This is a genomic window from Streptococcus sp. 2020WUSS084 (genome assembly GCF_044427445.1).
In the GTDB taxonomy this organism is placed as follows: Bacteria; Bacillota; Bacilli; order Lactobacillales; family Streptococcaceae; genus Streptococcus; species Streptococcus suis.
On sequence record NZ_JAOTGC010000009.1, the window covers coordinates 56,362 to 75,636 of the forward strand.

The window sequence follows — 19,275 nt, forward strand, 5'->3', positions numbered from 1 at the left end:
TATGGGATTATTTGATCGATTATTTGGACAAGAAAAACAAGAGGAGCAAGTCGCTCTTGTTGAAGAAGTAGAAACGGAGCAGTCGGCTTCTAGCGAAGATACTGTAACTGCTGAGGTTGAGTCAGCTGGTCAAGAAAAGGAAGAGTTCCAGTCTGAAGTAGTAGAGTCTGAATTGACTGCTGAGCAAGAAGCTCAGAAACAACGGACCTTAGACATGATGGCTCAGTATTATGCAGCCAAAGAAGCTGCTGCGGCTCGAGTGAAGGAAGCGCAGGAACAAGGCTTTGACCCTGCTATTCAAACCAAGGTCAAGGAAGAGCCTGTTGAGGAAGTTGCTTCAGTAGAGCAAGAAAGTGAGCAGGACAAGTATCAGCGGACCTTGAAAAAGACCCGTACAGGCTTTGGAGCACGGCTCAATGAATTCTTTGCCAATTTCCGTTCGGTTGATGAAGAATTTTTCGAAGAGTTGGAAGAAATGCTGATTTTGTCAGACGTAGGTGTGCAAGTTGCTTCTACTCTGACAGAGGAGCTCCGCTATGAAGCCAAGCTACAAAATGCCAAGAAGACAGATGAACTCCGTCGTGTTATCATCGAAAAATTGGTGGATATTTACGAAAAAGATGGTCAATTCAGCGAGCAAATCAATTTTCAAGATGATTTGACAGTCATGCTCTTTGTCGGTGTCAACGGTGTTGGGAAGACGACATCTATCGGAAAGTTGGCCTACAAGTACAAGCAGGCTGGCAAGAAGGTCATGTTGGTCGCAGCGGACACCTTCCGTGCGGGTGCGGTAGCCCAGCTGGTTGAGTGGGGTCGCCGTGTCGATGTGCCTGTGGTCACAGGACCTGAAAAGTCAGACCCAGCTAGTGTGGTCTTTGATGGGGTAAAACGTGCCGTGGCAGAAGGTGTGGATATTCTCATGATTGACACAGCAGGTCGTTTGCAGAATAAAGACAACCTCATGGCAGAGCTGGAAAAAATCGGTCGCATCATCAAACGGACTCTACCTGATGCACCGCATGAAACCCTCTTAGCATTGGATGCCTCCACAGGTCAAAATGCCCTCAGTCAAGCCAAGGAATTTGCAAAAATTACCCCATTGACAGGCTTAGTCTTGACCAAGCTAGACGGGACTGCAAAAGGTGGTGTTGTCCTTGCTATCCGTCAGGAATTAGATATTCCAGTCAAGCTGATTGGTTTCGGTGAGAAAATCGATGACATCGGAGAATTCAAATCCGAAGAGTTCATGCGTGGGCTCTTGGAGGGATTGGTGTAGAAAAAAGTCGTTAGTTCAACAAGAACTAGCGACTTTTTCTATCTGTATGCAGCAGTGAGTAAATGGCGATGTCCACAATACCACGATTGTTTCCTCCTCAATAAAGCCTCAATCCAGTCTGGTGCGTAGGCAGAAGTACAGCCTTTTGGAACTTTCATGTCCACATAGACAGCTAACTCCTGACCGATTGCAAGGCCTTGTTCTAGATAGTCGGGGTAAGCAACGGCAATCTCCACCAAGCACTGGTTCATGGTCCATTGGATAAGTGGTTCTGCATTCTGTAAATGCTGGCGAATATGGTCTAGAGTCTCTTCAATTTCTTGATTTGTTGCTGTTTTTCCAGCAAAGTATTTGGCACGAAGGAACCAACCAAGTCGCTGAAAAATTGCTTGGTCTTGGATGAGTAAGTATTCCTCCCAGTCTTTGCTATCCTTGCGTTTGCTAAGAATGATGGAAGCTAGCTTATCGAGGACGTTGACCGAAACTTGTTCATTTAGGCAGGCTTCTAAAACAGCAGAAGTCAGCTGGTCAGGTTTTGTTTTGGCAATTTGAATAGCTAAATATTGTGACTCAAGGACACCTGTTTGCCAGAGTGGAGCAAACAAGTCCAGTCGATTTTTATAGGCCTTGGCGATACCAGAAATAGCTCCCATCGGAACGCCGTAGTAGGGCTTAGTTTCGCCAATTTTTTCATAACGCTTGAGGGTGCCAGCATGGCTGGCTGCTTCAAGTTGGGTGAGAATAGTGTTTAATTCAGTCATAAATATCTCCGAAAAAAACTGGATTGCTCCAGTTTTCATGTGTTATTTTAACAAGCCACGTTCACGATACCACACATCAGGTGTCCAGACCCACTTGCAACCGTAGCTTTCTAGCAAATCAAAGGCAGCCTCAGGTCCCATAGTTCCAGCTGGATAGGTGTGGAGTGGGACTTGGTTGCTTGCCCACAAATCAACAATGCGGTCAATCAAGCTCCAGCTTGCTTTCACTTCTTCCCAATGGCTAAAGTTAGTAGAATCACCATTTAGGACATCGTAAAATAGTTTTTCGTAGGCTTCAGGTGAATTTCCAAGAGCAGTTGCATTGTGGCGGAAGTTGAGTTTGGCAGGAGTAAGTGCAAAGTGAGAACCAACTTCCTTACCGTTGATAGAGAGCATGAAGCCTTCAGTTGGTTGGATGAAAATGGTCAAGACATTGGCCTCAGAAGGTTGACCAAAAATATCTTCCGCATGCTTGAAGGTGATGGTCACGCGTGTGCCCTTTTCTGTCAGGCGTTTACCTGTACGGAAGAAGAAAGGGACATCACGGAAACGGTCAGTATCAACGAAGAAGACACCTCCTGCAAAGGTTTCTGTCTGAGAAGCTTCGGCAATATTTGGTTCATCCAAGTAGCTAACGTAGTCTTTTCCGTCGATGGAACCTGCTGCATATTGACCACGGATGAAGTTGCGTTTGAGGTCCTCATCAGAAGGCTGACGAAGGTGTTGGAAGACCTTGATTTTTTCAGCGCGGACATCTTCCTCCTTGAAGCTGGCTGGCTTATCCATTGCTAGAAGGGAAAGAACTTGAAGGGCATGGTTTTGCACCATGTCTTTTAAGGCGCCAGAATGATCGTAGTAGCCCCCACGATCCTCAACACCAATGGCTTCAGCGAAAGTGATTTGAACATTGTCAATATAGTCGCGGTTCCAAATATGCTCAAAAATGATATTGGCAAAGCGAACCGCAAAGATATTTTGCACCATTTCCTTGCCTAGGTAATGATCGATACGGTAGATTTGGTCTTCATTGAAGGCTGCTGCCAATTCATCATTGAGTTTGGTAGCTGTAGCAAGGCTAGTTCCGAAAGGTTTTTCAATAATCAAGCGTTCAAAACCTTGTCCATCAACGATTTGCTCAGATTTGAGGTGTTTGGCAATGGTTCCGAAAAATTCAGGTGCCATAGAGAGGAAGAAGACCTTGTTGTGCTGGGTATCGTATTTTTCACACAAGTCGTCCTGTAATTTACGAAGAGCTACATAATGTTCCGTGTCATTGACATCGTGGCTTTGGTAGTAGAAATGACTAGCAAATTCATGAGCTTGACGTGGTGTGTCAGGCAGATCACCTAGTGATTCAATGACGGTTTGCTCAAAAAATTCCTTGGTCCAGGGTCTGCGAGCTGTACCAATTACTGCAAAGTTTTCCTTGATGTGTCCAGCCTTATAGAGGCGGAATAAAGATGGGTAAAGTTTGCGTTTGGCAAGGTCGCCACTAGCACCAAAAATTGTAAACAATACATGTGATGACATAATTTCATTCCTATCTGTTGAGTATAGACACTATTATAGCATAAATTGTCAGAAAATTCACTTTTTGAATTGGAATTATTAGAAAACACGGTAGACATACGGGGAATCTGGCTGTTCAATCTGAACCATCGATTGTAATTCAAGTGTTGGGAGATTTTGTTTCAACGATGTGTGGTAGGAAACCTTGATTGTTCCTCTGGCTTTTACCCAAGTATTGTTAGGAAATTCTGTGGTAGCCCCCGTAGAGAGTAAGCCATATACCCCAGAATCAGCGATGCAGTGAATAATACCAAAGCGGAAAAGGAAAAATTGCTGGCTATTGTCAGGGTCATTGTAGACAAATCCAATCATTTCAATCGTTTTTCCTGAAAATTCCGTAGGATAGTCGTAGATTGCTTCCATCACTTCCATATAGTTTTCATTAGTAACGACAATGGTTTCTTCAGCCAAGTATCTATCAGCAATTTCACGCATCTGGTTTTGATAGGCAGATTTCGTAAAATAAATAGAAGTATCAGGCTTGAGATACTGAACAGTCGTCCCTTCTTGGTTTTGTGTATTAGCATCGTTTTCTGCTGCTAGTGGGAAATGATAGCCCTTGGCAGCAACAGTTGTTGAATCCAGGCTTACCGTAGGAAAGAGCCAGGCTATAGCAAGAGGAATGAGCAATAGTCCAATGCTTGATAGTTTGGCAATTTTGCTTTTTAAATGGCTATGTACTCGAATTTCTTTTACCCAGACATACAATTGTACGATGGCAAGTATGAAAGATAAAACCATGGATAGATAGGCTAGATAGCTATAGTGCAGATTGATGTATTGGTCTAATTTTCCAGAGACATAAAGATACATGGTCATCTCAAAGTAACCTGCAAGAATTAAAAAACGAATCATACTACACCTCCAAGTATCAGACTATATCCCAAAATAACGAGAGTGATAGTAATGATAAAACCGGCTATAAATTTCCCCTTGAAATAATGTTTCATCATGAGCAAGTTTTTAACATCTACCATGGGTCCGATAACTAAGAAAGCCATTACTGGGGCGAATCCGAAGCTGGATAGTAGTGATGCACCAATAAAGGCATCGGCTTCAGAACATAGGGAAAGAAGAAAGGCCAGCAACATCATCAGTAAAATAGCTGTTAATGGACTGTGACCGATGGTAGTCAGGACAGCAGTTGGAATATAGACCTGTACGAGACTTGCAAAGAGACAACCAAAGACTAGGTAACGTCCCGTATCAAAAAATTCATCAATGGCATGAATAAGTGCGAAGCCAACTTTTTGCCAGCTGGTTTTATCTGAATAATCATGCTGGTGATGGTCAAATTTGCTTCCTTTAAGAATTGGTCCTTTTACGAAAAAACCAAGAATGATTCCCAATACTAGGGATACAATGATGGCTCCTAGGGCTCTATAGAAGGCGAAAAGTAGGGAATTGCCAAAAGCGGTAAAGGTTGCAAAAAGGACGATGGGATTAATCACAGGAGCTGTTACTAAAAAGGGAACAGCAGTGTAACTAGGTACTTTTTTCTCTAATAGCCGATTGACAATAGGGACAATACCACATTCGCAAGACGGAAAAATGAAGCCGATAAAGGTTCCAAATAGAATGGCAAGAAACTTGTTCTTGGGAAGGAGCTTATGGACTTTTTCAGGGGTGATAAACACATCAATAAAGCCAGAAATCAATGCTCCAATCAACACAAAGGGCAAGGCTTCAATCATGATAGACAGGAAAATAGCCCCCGCCTGTAGGACGGAGGTAGGTAATTGATCAAGACCGAACATATTATTTTTTATCCTGATTCAAGTTGTTTTTCTCGGAATTTTCTTTTGATTTTGGATCAGGATACTCAATTTCTTCCAGTTTTTCAAATGAAGCAAATTCTTCCAGCATCTTTTCTAAATCATCTTGTCGTTTATAGGTTACAGCCATAGGGCACCTCCAAAAATTTTATATACACATTATACATTTTTTACTAAAAATTATCTAAAGGAATCTGTTTTTATTGAAGCGCAAATATAGTTCGCACCTTCAAATCATGATATAATATTCTTATGAAAACAAGAATATCAGAATTAGTTAGCGTGCTCAATCAATACGCTAAAGAGTATTATCAATTGGACAAACCTAGCGTATCAGATGCAGAATATGATACGCTTTATCGTGAATTAGTAGAACTGGAAACAGCTCATCCAGAACTGATTTTACCAGACAGTCCTACCCATCGGGTCGGGGGAAAGGTGCTAGACGGATTTGAAAAATATAGTCATGTTTATCCTCTTTTTAGTTTGCAGGATGCCTTTTCTCGTGAAGAATTAGAAGCTTTTGACCAGCGAGTTCGCAAGGAATTTCCTCAAGCAACTTATATCTGTGAATTGAAGATTGATGGTCTATCTATTTCCCTGACCTATGAAGAGGGTAATTTAGTCGTGGGTGCTACACGTGGTGACGGTAGTGTCGGTGAAAATATCACAGAAAATCTCAAGCGAGTGGCTGATATTCCTTTGACCTTACCCGAATCTGTGGACATCACTGTCCGAGGTGAGTGTTATATGCCAAAGGCTTCCTTTGACCGTGTTAACAAACAGCGTCAGGAAGCTGGTGAAGCTGAATTTGCTAATCCGCGTAACGCAGCGGCAGGAACTCTTCGCCAATTAGACACAGGTGTCGTGGCCCAGCGTGGACTTGCAACCTTCCTTTACCAAGAGGCTAGTCCATCTGAAGCGACTAGTCAGTCCGATGTGCTTCGCAAGTTAGATGCTCTGGGATTTGTGACCAACCACGAATATTGCTTGGCGGAGTCGATTGATGAGACGTGGGATTTTATTGAAAAAATAGCAGAGCGTAGAGATGATTTACCCTATGAGATAGATGGTGTTGTCATCAAGGTAAATGATTTAGCTATACAAGAAGAACTGGGATTTACAGTAAAAGCGCCACGATGGGCAGTAGCCTACAAGTTTCCAGCGGAAGAAAAAGAAGCAGAAATCTTGTCGGTTGATTGGACTGTTGGCCGGACAGGTGTTGTGACACCAACTGCCAACCTTAGTCCTGTTCAACTGGCAGGAACGACTGTCAGTCGAGCGACCTTGCACAACGTAGACTATATCGCCGAAAAAGATATTCGTATTGGCGATACGGTCATTGTTTATAAGGCGGGAGATATTATTCCAGCAGTTCTGAAAGTGGTGGATAAATATCGAAAAGAGCAAGAAATCATGCCTATTCCTAGTCATTGTCCGTCTTGTCAGAGCGACCTACAACACTATGAGGACGAAGTTGCCCTCCGCTGTATCAACCCTATTTGTCCTAGCCAGCTGATGAGTAAGTTGGAACATTTTGCAAGTCGAGACGCCATGAACATTGCGGGACTGGGTAGTTCAATCGTTGAAAAACTCTTTGGAGCAGGCTTGGTACACGATGTTGCTGATATTTATAAATTAACTGTCGATGACCTATTGACCTTGGAAGGTTTCAAAGAAAAATCAGCTGACAAGCTCTATCAAGCCATTCAAACTTCTAAGAGCAACTCAGCAGAACGCCTCCTATTTGGACTGGGTATTCGCCATGTCGGCAGTAAGGCAAGTAAGATTTTAGTAGAAAAATTTGGCGATTTAGAAACCTTAGCATTTGCTGAACAAGAAGCAATTGCTTCGCTAGAAGGTCTTGGTCAGGTTATTGCTAAGTCCTTGACAACTTTTTTTGCTAGTGAGGGTGCGCAGCAACTTTTAGCTGAACTTAAGGAAGCTAAGGTAAACTTGACCTATCTCGGACAAGTAGTAGATGAAAATGCTGCGCTATCGGGTATGACAGTTGTACTGACTGGTAAATTGGAGCGAATGAAACGAAACGAAGCCAAGGCCAAATTAGAAGCTTTAGGGGCAAATGTAGCTGGATCTGTTTCTAAAAAAACTAATCTTGTGGTTGCCGGAACAGATGCAGGTAGTAAATTGACCAAAGCACAGGAACTAGGTATCGAAATAAAAGATGAGGCTTGGTTGGAGAGCTTGTAAAGGTAAAACGATGGAAGAAAGAAAACGTGCTAGACTAATATATAATCCGACCTCAGGTCAAGAAATCATGAAGAAAAATGTGGCCGAAGTATTGGAAATTATGGAAGGCTACGGTTATGAGACTTCAGCTTTCCAAACAACTGCTGAGAAAGACTCTGCAAAGAATGAAGCTACACGTGCGGCGCTTGCAGGCTTTGACTTGATTATCGCGGCTGGTGGAGATGGAACAATCAATGAAGTCGTCAATGGAATTGCTCCGCTTGAAAAACGTCCGCAGATGGCCATTATACCGACTGGCACCACCAATGACTATGCGCGTGCCTTAAAAGTGCCCAGGGGAAATCCTGTAGAAGCAGCTAAGGTTATTGGTAAGCAGCAGACCATTTTAATGGATATTGGTTTAGCCAAAAATCAAAAAAATGGTTTTCATCAAGAACATTATTTTATCAACATTGCTGCGGCAGGTACACTTACGGAATTGACCTACAGTGTTCCAAGTCAACTTAAGACCATGTTTGGCTATTTGGCCTATGTGGTAAAAGGAGCAGAACTCCTGCCACAAGTACAATTTACACCTGTTCGTGTAGAGCATGACGAGGGCGTGTTTGAAGGCTCGGTTTCAATGATTTTTGTTGCCTTAACCAATTCAATTGGAGGGTTTGAACAGATTGTTCCAGATGCTAAGTTAGATGATGGTAATTTTACCTTATTGATGGTTAAAACAGGGAATTTATTTGAAATTCTGCATCTGATTCGTCAAGTCTTAGACGGTGGCAAACACATTGATAGTGATTTAGTTGAATACATAAAAACCAAGAGCCTATCCATCGAAAATCTGAACCCAGATAACCGTCTACTGCTCAATCTAGATGGAGAGTTTGGTGGGGAAGCCCCTGTACGTCTGTACAACCTATCAAACCATATAGAGTTTTTCGCAGATACAGATCTGGTTTCTGACCATGCAATCACTCTTGATACTGATCAGATGAATCGAGAAGATATGGCCAAACGCTTCATTGAAGAAACAGACCATATTAATGAAACTATTAAATAGGAAGAAAAGATGAAACCGTCTTTTCTTTTTATTTTGTAAAAATGAATTAAACGCTTACAATGGCGGTATTTTCTTGACAAATAGATGTTTTAGGAGTATCCTTACATGGTATTAAATTTTAAAAGGAGAATTCGTTATGAGTTTAGGCGCATTGGCCCTTGGATTGGCCTGTCTTGGTGTAAGTATCGGTGAGGGACTGTTGGTGGCTTCATACCTTAGTTCGACTGCACGTCAACCAGAAATGCAAAGTAAATTGATGGCTGGTGTATTTTTGGGTGTTGCCTTTATCGAGGGAACTTTCTTCGTAACCTTGGCTATGACATTTGTCTTGAAATAGTAGAAAATAGAGAAATAGAAAAGGGGGGAACCTCCATTGGAAGAACATTTAAGTCCAACCCTTACCCTTGGTCCCGTAACCTTTGACCTGACCATGGTATTGGTTTCTGTCATTACCATTTCCATTATTTTCTTACTTGTTTTTTGGGCTAGTCGTCGGATGGAGCTCAAGCCAAAAGGAAAACAGAATGTTTTGGAGTACGTTTACGAATTGACCATCAATTTTACAAAAGGGAATCTTGGCGATGCGGAAGCAAAGCGGTATTCCTTGTTCTTCTTTACAGTCTTTACTTTTCTTTTGGTTGCCAATAATCTAGGTTTGATGACCAAATTGGAAACAGCAGAAGGACATAATTTGTGGACTTCTCCAACGGCCAATATGGCTTACGATTTCGGTTTGGCAACAATTGCAACAATATTTTGTCATGTTGAAGGTATTCGTCGTCGTGGTTTCAAGGCGTACCTCAAATCTTTTGTGACACCCTGGGCTATGGCTCCAATGAACATTTTGGAAGAAGTGACCAACCTTGTGTCGCTTGCTCTTCGTCTGTACGGTAATATTTATGCTGGTGAAGTGCTTGTCTCTCTTCTTCTACAATTATCTCAACAAAGTGCACTTGCATATCCAATTGCCTTTGCTCTAAACGTTGTTTGGACAGCATTTTCTGTATTCATTTCATGCTTGCAGGGATATGTATTTATCATGTTGGTATCTATGTACTTAAATAAAAAAATCAGTAGTGAGAGTGAATAGGAAAGGGAAAGACAACTATGGCAACAACTATTACAATGCAATCTAGTACCATTCTTGGAAACTTTATCTTGGTAACAGCCTCATTTGCAGTACTTATTATTCTTATTCGTGTTTTTGCATGGGATAAAATTACAGGTATTTTTGAAGAACGTGCCAATAAGATTGCGAACGATATTGATGCTGCAGAAGAAAAATTAACAGCAGCAGCAAACCTTGTTCAACAACGTGAAGATGAGTTGGTACAGGGACGTATTGAAAGTCAAAAGATTATTCAAGACGCGGTTGAACGCGCAAAACTAGAGAAAAAACGTATTCTTGAGCAAGCAGATGTTGAAATTCAAGGATTGAAGCAAAAAGCTCAATTGGAAATTGAAGCTGAAAAACGTGAAGCACAAGAAAACTTGCGTATTCAAGTTGCTGAATTGGCAGTTGATCTTGCAAGCAAAATTATTTTGGAAGATTTGGACCAACAAGCTCATAGTAACTTGATTGACCGTTATTTGGACAAACTAGGAGACAAGTAGATGAACGCTAGAGAAAATGCCATCGTGCAAAAATATGCTCTATCATTTGTTGAAAAAGTCAGTGATCATGCAGATATTTGGGATATGTATGACCAGATTTCTGACTTGATTTCCATCATTCATGATAGTAAGCTGAATCGACTCTTGCTGTCAGCGACAGTATCGAGAGAAGAAAAGGCTGACTTTGTAAGGACGGTACGTCAATCTAGTTTCTGGCAAATCAATGACTTGATTGAAGATGTTATTCGTGATGGTCATGCAGATTTGCTTCTTGAAACCCTTGAGCGTGTCCAATTACAAATCAGTAAATTTAAAAATGAATTTGAAGCCCGTGTGGTTTCGGTCTATCCGTTGACAGAAGCTCAAAAAGAGCGTCTCCGTCACTTGGTAGAACAACGATTTTCCTTGCGTGTACGCAATATCACGGAAGAACTTGATCAAAGTCTCCTCGGTGGTTTTATTGTAACGGTTAACCATAAGGTAATCGATGCAAGCGTTCGGACACAGTTGAAGGACGTTAGAAAAAAACTTTAGAAAATAGAAAGTGGTGTTCTTTTGATTAATGCACAAGAAATTAGCGCTTTACTAAAACAACAAATTGAAGGCTTTCAGCCTGACTTTGACTACACAGAGACTGGTGTCGTAACCTATATCGGTGACGGTATCGCCCGTGCGCAAGGTCTTGACAATGCCATGAGTGGAGAGCTTTTGGTATTTGAAAATGGCACCATTGGTATGGCACAAAACTTAGAAACCAACGATGTTGGTATCATCATTCTCGGACAATTTACCGATATTCGTGAAGGGTCAGTTGTTCGTCGTACTGGTAAAATTATGGAAGTACCAGTTGGTTCGGCTTTGATTGGTCGTGTCATCAACCCACTCGGTCAACCTGTGGATGGTCTTGGTGAAATTCGTACTAGTAAGACTCGTCCGATCGAATATCCAGCACCAGGTGTTATGCAACGTAAGTCGGTTAATGAACCGCTTCAAACTGGTCTTAAGGCGATTGACGCTTTGGTTCCGATTGGTCGTGGTCAGCGTGAATTGATTATCGGTGACCGTCAGACAGGGAAGACATCTGTAGCTATTGATGCTATTCTCAACCAAAAAGGCCAAGACATGATTTGTATCTATGTGGCTATCGGTCAGAAAGAGTCAACTGTTCGTACTCAGGTTGAAACGCTTCGTCAATATGGTGCTTTGGATTACACAATCGTAGTAACTGCATCTGCTTCACAACCGTCTCCATTGCTTTTCTTGGCTCCTTATGCTGGTGTTGCAATGGCAGAAGAGTTCATGTATGAAGGCAAACACGTCTTGATTGTTTACGATGATTTGTCAAAACAAGCGGTAGCTTACCGTGAATTATCTCTCTTGCTTCGTCGTCCTCCGGGTCGTGAAGCCTATCCAGGGGATGTATTCTACTTGCACAGTCGTTTGCTAGAGCGTTCAGCAAAGGTTTCAGATGAATTGGGGGGAGGCTCCATTACAGCTCTACCATTTATCGAAACACAAGCGGGAGATATTTCAGCATACATCGCTACCAACGTGATTTCTATCACGGATGGACAAATCTTCTTGAAGGACGATTTATTCAACTCTGGTATCCGTCCAGCCATTGATGCGGGTTCTTCTGTATCACGTGTAGGTGGCTCTGCACAGATTAAGGCCATGAAAAAGGTTGCAGGTACCCTTCGTATCGACTTAGCTTCTTATCGTGAATTAGAGGCCTTTACTCAATTTGGTTCGGATTTGGATGCAGCAACTCAGGCTAAACTTAACCGTGGTCGTCGGACTGTGGAAGTGTTGAAACAACCATTGCATAAGCCACTCCCAGTTGAAAAACAGGTTTTGATTTTGTATGCTTTGACAAATGGCTTCTTGGATTCAGTGCCAATTGATGACATTTTGGCATTTGAAGAAGAACTGTACGCATATTTTGATTTGCACTACGATGGTCTTTTGGATGTTATTCGCACAACAAAAGATCTTCCTGACACAGATGAATTGAATGCTGCTATCCAAGCTTTCAAAGACCAGTCTGTCTTTAAGTAAAGGAGTGAATGATGGCAGGTTCTCTCAATGAAATCAAGTCAAAAATTGCATCAACTAAGAAAACCAGTCAAATCACCGGTGCCATGCAGATGGTTTCGGCTTCTAAATTAGCCAAATCAGAGCAATTAGCGCAATCCTTTCAGATCTACGCTAGTAAGGTTCGTCAGATTACAACGGATCTCTTGCGTGGAGAATTGATGGCTTCAGATACAAGCAATCCAATGCTGATTCGCCGTCCAGTTCAAAAATCTGGTTATATTGTCATTACCTCTGACAGTGGACTAAAAGGTTCTTATAATTCCAGTATCTTGAAGGCTGTGATGGGGATGATTGAACAGGATCATGACTCGAAAGATGAGTATGAGATTATTGCTATTGGTAGTATGGGAGCAGATTTTTTCCGTGCTCGTGGTATCAATCCTGTCTTTGAATTGCGCGGTTTAGCAGACAACCCGAGTTTTGAAGAGGTTCAAAAAATCATTTCTAAGTCTGTTGAGATGTACAAGAATGAACTCTTTGATGAGTTGTATGTTTGTTATAACCACCATGTCAATAGTTTGACCAGTCAGGTGCGTGTACAACAGATGCTTCCTGTAGAAGATTTGGACCACAATGAAGCAGATGGTTATACAGCTACCTTTGAGTTGGAACCAAACCGTGAGGTTATTTTGGAACAACTCTTGACTCAATATGCAGAATCAACTATTTATGGAGCGATTTTGGATGCCAAAACTGCTGAAAATGCAGCAGGTATGACAGCCATGCAGACAGCGACGGATAATGCTAAGAATGTCATTAACGATTTGACAATCCAATACAATAGGGCTCGTCAGGCAGCGATTACTCAGGAAATTACTGAGATTGTAGCTGGTGCCTCAGCCCTTGAGTAATAGAAATAGAGGAAATAGAATGAGTTCAGGCAAAATTACTCAGGTTGTCGGACCAGTTGTAGACGTTGCGTTTGCAGCAGAAGATAAACTTCCTGAGATTAACAACGCACTCGTTGTATATAAAAATGATGATTCCAAACAAAAAGTCGTGCTTGAAGTGGCTTTGGAACTTGGTGATGGCGTTGTACGGACCATTGCCATGGAATCAACGGATGGATTGACACGTGGGATGGAAGTTCTCGATACAGGTCGTCCCATCTCTGTTCCAGTCGGTAAAGAAACGCTGGGTCGTGTCTTCAATGTGTTGGGAGATACCATTGACCTTGAAGAGTCTTTTCCGGCAGATTTTGAACGTGAGCCTATCCATAAGAAAGCGCCGGCTTTTGACGAATTATCTACTTCAAGCGAAATTTTGGAAACAGGGATTAAGGTTATCGACCTCCTAGCACCTTATCTAAAAGGTGGTAAGGTTGGTCTCTTCGGTGGTGCCGGTGTTGGTAAAACCGTCCTTATCCAAGAATTGATTCACAATATTGCCCAAGAACACGGTGGTATCTCTGTATTTACCGGAGTTGGCGAGCGTACCCGTGAAGGGAACGATCTTTACTGGGAAATGAAGGAATCAGGTGTTATTGAAAAAACGGCCATGGTATTTGGTCAGATGAATGAGCCACCAGGAGCTCGTATGCGTGTTGCTCTTACTGGTTTGACCATTGCGGAATACTTCCGTGATGTGGAAGGGCAGGATGTTCTTCTATTCATCGATAATATCTTCCGTTTCACGCAGGCTGGTTCAGAAGTATCTGCCCTCTTGGGTCGTATGCCGTCAGCCGTTGGTTACCAGCCAACACTGGCAACTGAGATGGGACAATTGCAGGAGCGTATTACCTCAACCAAGAAGGGTTCTGTTACATCTATTCAGGCTATTTACGTACCTGCGGATGACTATACAGACCCAGCTCCAGCGACAGCTTTCGCTCATTTGGATTCAACAACTAACTTGGAACGTAAGTTGACTCAGCTTGGTATCTACCCTGCGGTGGATCCATTGGCTTCGTCATCACGTGCACTTGCTCCACAAATCGTTGGTGAAGAGCACTATGCAGTAGCTATGGAAGTAAAACGTGTCCTTCAACGTTACCAAGAATTGCAAGATATTATTGCCATTCTCGGTATGGATGAATTGTCAGATGAAGAGAAGACCTTGGTTGGTCGCGCTCGTCGTATCCAATTCTTCCTCTCTCAAAACTTCAACGTTGCGGAGCAATTTACAGGTATGCCAGGTTCTTATGTGCCAGTAGCTGAAACGGTGAAAGGCTTTAAGGAAATCTTGGACGGCAAACACGACCATCTACCAGAAGATGCCTTCCGAAATGTTGGTTCAATTGAGGATGTGGTCGCTAAAGCTGCTAAAATGAAATTCTAGAGGTGGCTTATGGGACAAATGACTGTACAAATCGTAACACCAGACGGTATCAAATATGACCATCATGCAGCATTTGTTTTGGTCAAAACGGTTGATGGTGAGATGGGTGTCTATTCTGGACATGAAGAACTGATTGCAGTTTTGGAAATCGGTGAAATGAAAGTGCGTCGTGTTGATGATGAAAACCATGTAGACTGGATTGCGGTCAATGGTGGAATCATTGAAGTCAACAAGGATATTATTACGGTCATTTCTGATTCCGCTGAGCGGGAACGGGATATTGATATTAGTCGTGCAGAACGTGCCAAATTGCGCGCGGAACGTGAATTGGAAGAAGCACAGACTGCTCGTAATATTGATATGGAGATGCGTGCAACAGTCGCCCTCCAACGTGCGATAAATCGTATTCGTGTTGGGAAACATTAATCTATATGGGATTGAACTTGGTTCAGTTCCATTTTTTAATTTCATGGTATAATGGAAACATGGTAATTTCAATTTTACAGTTTTTTAGTCATATATTGTTTATCTATCTGGCTCATCATCTCTTGGTTACAACAGTTGATTGGTCACGGTGGTTGAAGGTGACGGGGGACAATCAGCGTAAAATCAATTTGCTGATTCTCTTTCTGGCAATAGCACTGGGGTACTTAGTCTCGACTTTCTTTTTAGAATTATTGATGGTGGGACGCTCTTTTGCAAATATGTGATTTAAGATAAGAAAAGGATAAGAAATGGATACAATTATTGTTACAGGTAGTAAAAACGGTTTGAAAGGACAAGTTGAGATTGAGGGGGCGAAGAATGCCGTTCTGCCTTTATTGGCAGCAACAGTTCTAGCAAGTCAAGGGCAAACCAAATTGACTCAGGTTCCTATTTTGTCTGATGTCTATACAATGAATAATGTTGTACGTGGTCTGGGAGTTCGTGTGAAATTTGACGAGGAAACAAAGACTATCGATATTGACGCAACAGGTAAACTTGGTAGCGAAACTCCTTATAAGTATGTGAGTCAAATGCGCGCCTCTATTGTTATTCTTGGTCCGATTTTGGCACGCAATGGTTATGCTAAGGTTTCTATGCCAGGAGGTTGTACAATTGGTAGTCGTCCAATAGATTTGCACTTAAAAGGTTTGCAAGCTATGGGGGCTAAAATTAAACAACGAGCTGGTTATATTGAAGCGAGTGCAGAGAACTTGCAGGGAGCTCATATCTATCTTGATTTCCCAAGTGTTGGGGCAACGCAAAATTTGATGATGGCTGCAACTCTGGCGCAGGGCACAACGGTATTGGAAAATGCAGCGCGCGAACCTGAAATTGTTGACTTGGCTATTTTCCTAAACAAAATGGGGGCTAAAGTTAAGGGGGCAGGCACAGAGACAATTACGGTTACTGGTGTAGAAGAATTGACTGGCGCAGAACACCAAGTGGTGCAAGATCGTATCGAAGCGGGTACCTTTATGGTGGCAGCGGCAATGACTGGTGGCGATGTCTTGGTGAAGGATGCTGTCTGGGAGCACAACCGTCCACTCATTTCTAAGATGTTGGAAATGGGAGTTGAGGTGACGGAAGAAGCTGAAGGGATTCGAGTTCGTTCGCAAGTGGATAAGCTTAAACCTGTAACAGTAAAAACTTTGCCACACCCAGGCTTCCCAACGGATATGCAGGCTCAATTTACAGCCCTAATGGCAGTTGCAAAGGGTGAATCTACCATGATTGAAACGGTATTTGAGAATCGTTTCCAGCATTTGGAAGAAATGCGTCGGATGGATTTGCATTCGGAAATTTTACGAGATACAGCTATCATCACGGGAGGACTTGCTCTGCAAGGTGCTCAGGTTATGTCTACTGATTTACGAGCAAGTGCCGCTTTGATTTTGGCTGGTTTGGTTGCTGAAGGTGAAACGATTGTAGGTAAATTAACGCACTTAGATCGAGGTTACTATCGTTTTCATGAGAAATTAGCTGCTTTAGGTGCAACGATTGAACGTGTGAGTGGAGAAGATGAAAATGGATAAGGATAATCTTAGCTATGTTGGTAAAAATTTAATCTTAGTAGCAGTTGTTTTGTTGATTGCTATTTTGGTGTTTATTTTAGGATTAATGGTTGGTTACGGTGTCATAGGAGATGGAGACAATGTATTTGCGGTGTTGTCACCAGCTAAGTGGCAAGAACTAATCGGTAAATTTACAGGAAAGTAGGCTGGACCTGCTTTTTTGATGGAGAGAGAATGGCGAAGAAAAATGTAAAAAAACAAGCGATGAGTCTGCTCAGCTTATTGGCTACGATTGTTGTAGTAGCGGGTGGCTATCTTTTAAGTGATAACAAGAGCAGTAACGTTGCTGATTATTCCTATTATGTCAATCAGTCTAAGGCAAGCGAGAGCACACCTAGTCAGGAACTGGCTAGTTCGGTATTGACAGAAGATGTAAAAAAGCAACTGGGGAATTCGATTGAATGGAATGGCGCTGGAGCATTTATTATTAACGGTAATCAAACGGATTTAGATGCATCGGTTGCCAGTGTTCCTTATGGTGATAATAAGACAAAAACAGTCCAGGGAGAAACGGTTCCAACAGTAGCCAATGCGCTTTTAGCCAAATCTACACGTCAGTATAAGGACCGTGAAGAAACAGGAAATGGTCGAACTTCTTGGACACCTGCGGGTTGGCATCAGGTCCATGATTTAACTGGAGAATATGACCATGCAGTGGACCGTGGGCACCTCCTAGGTTATGCTTTGATTGGTGGATTGTCTAGTTTTGATGCTTCAACCAGCAATCCTAAGAATATTGCGGTTCAAACAGCTTGGTCCAACCAAGCTAACGACCAAACTTCAACTGGGCAGAATTATTTTGAAAGTCAGATTCGGCGGGCCTTGGATAAAAATAAGCGTGTCCGCTATCGTGTGACCTTGGTGTATGCTGAGAGTGAAGACCTTGTTCCTGTCGGAAGCCATCTAGAGGCAAAAGCAGCAGATGGTAGCCTAGAGTTCAATGTGTTCGTTCCAAATGTGCAGAGTGGTCTCAGTATCAACTATCATAGTGGTGAAATCACGGTGAATGAATAAAGAAATTAGTTGCTAAATTGCTTATATTTTGTTAAACTAGAACTAATTGAATAGAAGTCTGTGAGACTAGTACACCTATGGAAACTGTCCAGGGAGTTGAGCCGTGACTGCAAGCTCAATCAGTGAAAGTTGGTCGAATTCACTCACACAAAGACTTAGAACTAAGGTCTGCCTAGCAGATGAAAACGGATGGTACCGCGTGACAACGCTCCGATACGAGTGGTGTCATGCGTTTTTTTATTGGAGGAATTATGTCAAACATTGAACAACAGTTGGCTGAATTAAGCCAAACTACACTTGAAAAGTTAAAAGAAATCCAGCACCAAGGAGAAAAAGAACTTCAAGATCTGCGTGTTGCGGTTTTGGGTAAAAAAGGGTCCTTGACTGACCTGTTGAAAGGTTTGAAAGACCTATCTAACGACATGAAACCAATCGTTGGTAAGCAGGTCAATGAGGTGCGTGATGTGCTGACAGCTGCCTTTGAAGAAACCGCTCAGAAGGTTGCAGCCGCAAAAATTCAACAGCAACTAGCTTCAGAAACCATTGATGTAACCTTGCCAGGTCGTCAGGTTAAGGTCGGAAAACGCCATGTCTTGACCCAGACCTCTGAAGAAATCGAAGATATTTTCTTGGGCATGGGCTTCCAAATCGTTGACGGATTTGAAGTGGAAAAAGATTACTACAACTTTGAGCGCATGAATTTGCCAAAAGACCACCCAGCACGTGATATGCAAGATACCTTCTACATCACAGAAGAAATTCTTATGCGGACCCATACATCACCTGTTCAGGCACGGACCATGGACCAGCATGATTTCTCAAAAGGTGCCTTGAAGATGATTTCGCCAGGTCGTGTTTTCCGTCGTGATACGGACGATGCGACCCACAGCCACCAGTTCCATCAGATTGAAGGCTTGGTTGTCGGTGAAAATGTATCCATGGGGGATCTCAAAGGTACGCTTGAAATGATTATCAAGAAGATGTTCGGTGAAGAGCGTCAAATTCGTCTCCGTCCATCTTACTTCCCATTCACAGAGCCATCTGTTGAGGTGGATGTTTCTTGCTTCAAGTGTGGTGGTGACGGCTGTAACGTATGTAAGAAAACAGGCTGGATTGAAATCCTCGGTGCCGGCATGGTCCACCCACAAGTATTGGAAATGAGTGGCATTGACTCAACCAAGTACTCTGGCTTTGCCTTCGGTCTCGGTCAGGAACGCATTGCCATGCTCCGCTACGGTATCAACGATATTCGTGGTTTCTACCAAGGCGATGTACGATTCTCGGAGCAATTTTGATGTGAGCCCTGTTTCTGATACTGAAAGTATCTAGAAACAGGACGGTAGCCGCTATAGCGGTCTACCTACTCCCCTCACTAGTTCTAAGGTTGAAAAAGTATCGTTTTCAACCTTAGAACGTCGTAACTCCGCAGGAGTGAGTAGAAGGAAATCGTATTAAGCGACTTTCCTAGTTACCTTACTAGGATTTCAAGCAAAAAATATCGTTTTGCTTGAAATCCGTCGTAATTCGATAAAATTAGTAAATTGTTGTTTGAGAGAAACGGTAGCTGCCA

The 19,275-nt window shown here is 42.5% G+C and carries 21 protein-coding genes; 16 read left to right on the forward strand and 5 right to left on the reverse strand.

Annotated elements, in window-relative coordinates:
- Position 1: 1 nt before the first annotated feature.
- Positions 2-1,276, forward strand: coding sequence for a signal recognition particle-docking protein FtsY (gene ftsY, locus ODU50_RS06540; protein ID WP_105153159.1), 1,275 nt, complete (start codon positions 2-4; stop codon positions 1,274-1,276).
- A 38-nt stretch (positions 1,277-1,314) separates the two neighbouring features.
- On the opposite strand, the gene ODU50_RS06545 is transcribed toward ftsY, so the two are convergent.
- From ODU50_RS06545 to ODU50_RS06565, 5 genes are all read right to left on the reverse strand, one after another.
- On the reverse strand, positions 1,315-2,037 hold the full coding sequence (locus ODU50_RS06545; RefSeq protein ID WP_105153158.1) for a DNA alkylation repair protein: 723 nt from the start codon (positions 2,035-2,037) through the stop codon (positions 1,315-1,317).
- Positions 2,038-2,079: 42 nt separating this feature from the next.
- On the reverse strand, positions 2,080-3,567 hold the full coding sequence (gene zwf / locus ODU50_RS06550) for a glucose-6-phosphate dehydrogenase (protein WP_024407440.1): 1,488 nt from the start codon (positions 3,565-3,567) through the stop codon (positions 2,080-2,082).
- Between the two features lie 78 nt (positions 3,568-3,645).
- Positions 3,646-4,461 carry a TIGR03943 family putative permease subunit gene (locus ODU50_RS06555; protein ID WP_029175337.1) on the reverse strand — a complete coding sequence of 272 codons (816 nt, stop codon included), beginning with the start codon at positions 4,459-4,461 and terminating at the stop codon, positions 3,646-3,648.
- Complete coding sequence (locus ODU50_RS06560; RefSeq protein ID WP_024407438.1) at positions 4,458-5,363, reverse strand: permease; 906 nt, start codon at positions 5,361-5,363, stop codon at positions 4,458-4,460. Before ODU50_RS06560 ends, ODU50_RS06555 begins: the two co-directional genes overlap by 4 nt.
- A gap of 1 nt (position 5,364) precedes the next feature.
- Positions 5,365-5,511 carry an SPJ_0845 family protein gene (locus tag ODU50_RS06565; protein ID WP_002936026.1) on the reverse strand — a complete coding sequence of 49 codons (147 nt, stop codon included), beginning with the start codon at positions 5,509-5,511 and terminating at the stop codon, positions 5,365-5,367.
- Positions 5,512-5,633: 122 nt separating this feature from the next.
- Here ODU50_RS06565 and ligA point away from each other — a divergent pair, with 122 nt between their 5' ends.
- The 15 genes from ligA to pheS all read left to right on the forward strand — a co-directional run bounded on the left by ligA (position 5,634) and on the right by pheS (position 19,000).
- Positions 5,634-7,592 carry an NAD-dependent DNA ligase LigA gene (gene ligA / locus ODU50_RS06570; RefSeq protein ID WP_313681022.1) on the forward strand — a complete coding sequence of 653 codons (1,959 nt, stop codon included), beginning with the start codon at positions 5,634-5,636 and terminating at the stop codon, positions 7,590-7,592.
- Positions 7,593-7,602: 10 nt separating this feature from the next.
- Entirely contained in the window at positions 7,603-8,646 is a 1,044-nt protein-coding gene (locus tag ODU50_RS06575; RefSeq protein WP_398581368.1) for a diacylglycerol kinase family lipid kinase, read from the forward strand.
- Between the two features lie 136 nt (positions 8,647-8,782).
- Positions 8,783-8,983: a F0F1 ATP synthase subunit C gene (locus tag ODU50_RS06580; RefSeq protein ID WP_002936021.1), complete on the forward strand. Its 201-nt coding sequence runs from the start codon at positions 8,783-8,785 to the stop codon at positions 8,981-8,983.
- Between the two features lie 36 nt (positions 8,984-9,019).
- Positions 9,020-9,736 (forward strand): F0F1 ATP synthase subunit A, encoded by a 717-nt coding sequence (gene atpB / locus ODU50_RS06585; protein WP_398581369.1) that lies wholly within the window; start codon positions 9,020-9,022, stop codon positions 9,734-9,736.
- Between the two features lie 17 nt (positions 9,737-9,753).
- Positions 9,754-10,260 carry a F0F1 ATP synthase subunit B gene (atpF, locus tag ODU50_RS06590; RefSeq protein ID WP_044754599.1) on the forward strand — a complete coding sequence of 169 codons (507 nt, stop codon included), beginning with the start codon at positions 9,754-9,756 and terminating at the stop codon, positions 10,258-10,260.
- Complete coding sequence (locus tag ODU50_RS06595) at positions 10,261-10,794, forward strand: F0F1 ATP synthase subunit delta (protein ID WP_024400742.1); 534 nt, start codon at positions 10,261-10,263, stop codon at positions 10,792-10,794.
- Between the two features lie 3 nt (positions 10,795-10,797).
- The gene (atpA, locus tag ODU50_RS06600) at positions 10,798-12,318 is read left to right on the forward strand and encodes a F0F1 ATP synthase subunit alpha (protein ID WP_032497571.1); all 1,521 of its coding nucleotides are present in this window, start codon (positions 10,798-10,800) and stop codon (positions 12,316-12,318) included.
- Between the two features lie 11 nt (positions 12,319-12,329).
- Entirely contained in the window at positions 12,330-13,208 is an 879-nt protein-coding gene (locus ODU50_RS06605; RefSeq protein WP_002936012.1) for a F0F1 ATP synthase subunit gamma, read from the forward strand.
- A gap of 19 nt (positions 13,209-13,227) precedes the next feature.
- Positions 13,228-14,634, forward strand: coding sequence for a F0F1 ATP synthase subunit beta (gene atpD / locus ODU50_RS06610; protein WP_002936008.1), 1,407 nt, complete (start codon positions 13,228-13,230; stop codon positions 14,632-14,634).
- Between the two features lie 9 nt (positions 14,635-14,643).
- A complete protein-coding gene (locus ODU50_RS06615) occupies positions 14,644-15,060 on the forward strand; it encodes a F0F1 ATP synthase subunit epsilon (protein ID WP_002936007.1) in 417 nt (138 codons plus the stop codon).
- A 59-nt stretch (positions 15,061-15,119) separates the two neighbouring features.
- The gene (locus ODU50_RS06620; protein WP_024387485.1) at positions 15,120-15,344 is read left to right on the forward strand and encodes a DUF1146 family protein; all 225 of its coding nucleotides are present in this window, start codon (positions 15,120-15,122) and stop codon (positions 15,342-15,344) included.
- A 24-nt stretch (positions 15,345-15,368) separates the two neighbouring features.
- Positions 15,369-16,652 (forward strand): UDP-N-acetylglucosamine 1-carboxyvinyltransferase, encoded by a 1,284-nt coding sequence (gene murA, locus ODU50_RS06625; RefSeq protein ID WP_024413088.1) that lies wholly within the window; start codon positions 15,369-15,371, stop codon positions 16,650-16,652.
- The gene (locus ODU50_RS06630) at positions 16,645-16,836 is read left to right on the forward strand and encodes a DNA-directed RNA polymerase subunit beta (RefSeq protein ID WP_012775177.1); all 192 of its coding nucleotides are present in this window, start codon (positions 16,645-16,647) and stop codon (positions 16,834-16,836) included. Before murA ends, ODU50_RS06630 begins: the two co-directional genes overlap by 8 nt.
- A 29-nt stretch (positions 16,837-16,865) precedes the next feature.
- Positions 16,866-17,705, forward strand: coding sequence for a DNA/RNA non-specific endonuclease (locus tag ODU50_RS06635; RefSeq protein WP_105153155.1), 840 nt, complete (start codon positions 16,866-16,868; stop codon positions 17,703-17,705).
- A gap of 251 nt (positions 17,706-17,956) precedes the next feature.
- Positions 17,957-19,000: a phenylalanine--tRNA ligase subunit alpha gene (pheS, locus tag ODU50_RS06640; protein WP_002939760.1), complete on the forward strand. Its 1,044-nt coding sequence runs from the start codon at positions 17,957-17,959 to the stop codon at positions 18,998-19,000.
- Positions 19,001-19,275 lie beyond the last annotated feature (275 nt).

Coding starts and splice junctions, on each gene's coding strand:
- ODU50_RS06580 (WP_002936021.1), top strand. CDS start 8,783: ATGAGTTTAGGCGCATTGGCCCTTGGATTGGCCTGTCTTGGTGTAAGT.
- ligA (WP_313681022.1), top strand. CDS start 5,634: ATGAAAACAAGAATATCAGAATTAGTTAGCGTGCTCAATCAATACGCT.
- murA (WP_024413088.1), top strand. CDS start 15,369: ATGGATACAATTATTGTTACAGGTAGTAAAAACGGTTTGAAAGGACAA.
- ODU50_RS06635 (WP_105153155.1), top strand. CDS start 16,866: ATGGCGAAGAAAAATGTAAAAAAACAAGCGATGAGTCTGCTCAGCTTA.
- ODU50_RS06630 (WP_012775177.1), top strand. CDS start 16,645: ATGGATAAGGATAATCTTAGCTATGTTGGTAAAAATTTAATCTTAGTA.
- atpD (WP_002936008.1), top strand. CDS start 13,228: ATGAGTTCAGGCAAAATTACTCAGGTTGTCGGACCAGTTGTAGACGTT.
- zwf (WP_024407440.1), bottom strand. CDS start 3,567: ATGTCATCACATGTATTGTTTACAATTTTTGGTGCTAGTGGCGACCTT.
- ODU50_RS06560 (WP_024407438.1), bottom strand. CDS start 5,363: ATGTTCGGTCTTGATCAATTACCTACCTCCGTCCTACAGGCGGGGGCT.
- ODU50_RS06605 (WP_002936012.1), top strand. CDS start 12,330: ATGGCAGGTTCTCTCAATGAAATCAAGTCAAAAATTGCATCAACTAAG.
- ODU50_RS06615 (WP_002936007.1), top strand. CDS start 14,644: ATGGGACAAATGACTGTACAAATCGTAACACCAGACGGTATCAAATAT.
- ODU50_RS06620 (WP_024387485.1), top strand. CDS start 15,120: ATGGTAATTTCAATTTTACAGTTTTTTAGTCATATATTGTTTATCTAT.
- pheS (WP_002939760.1), top strand. CDS start 17,957: ATGTCAAACATTGAACAACAGTTGGCTGAATTAAGCCAAACTACACTT.
- ODU50_RS06565 (WP_002936026.1), bottom strand. CDS start 5,511: ATGGCTGTAACCTATAAACGACAAGATGATTTAGAAAAGATGCTGGAA.
- ODU50_RS06555 (WP_029175337.1), bottom strand. CDS start 4,461: ATGATTCGTTTTTTAATTCTTGCAGGTTACTTTGAGATGACCATGTAT.
- ftsY (WP_105153159.1), top strand. CDS start 2: ATGGGATTATTTGATCGATTATTTGGACAAGAAAAACAAGAGGAGCAA.
- ODU50_RS06595 (WP_024400742.1), top strand. CDS start 10,261: ATGAACGCTAGAGAAAATGCCATCGTGCAAAAATATGCTCTATCATTT.
- atpF (WP_044754599.1), top strand. CDS start 9,754: ATGGCAACAACTATTACAATGCAATCTAGTACCATTCTTGGAAACTTT.
- ODU50_RS06575 (WP_398581368.1), top strand. CDS start 7,603: ATGGAAGAAAGAAAACGTGCTAGACTAATATATAATCCGACCTCAGGT.
- ODU50_RS06545 (WP_105153158.1), bottom strand. CDS start 2,037: ATGACTGAATTAAACACTATTCTCACCCAACTTGAAGCAGCCAGCCAT.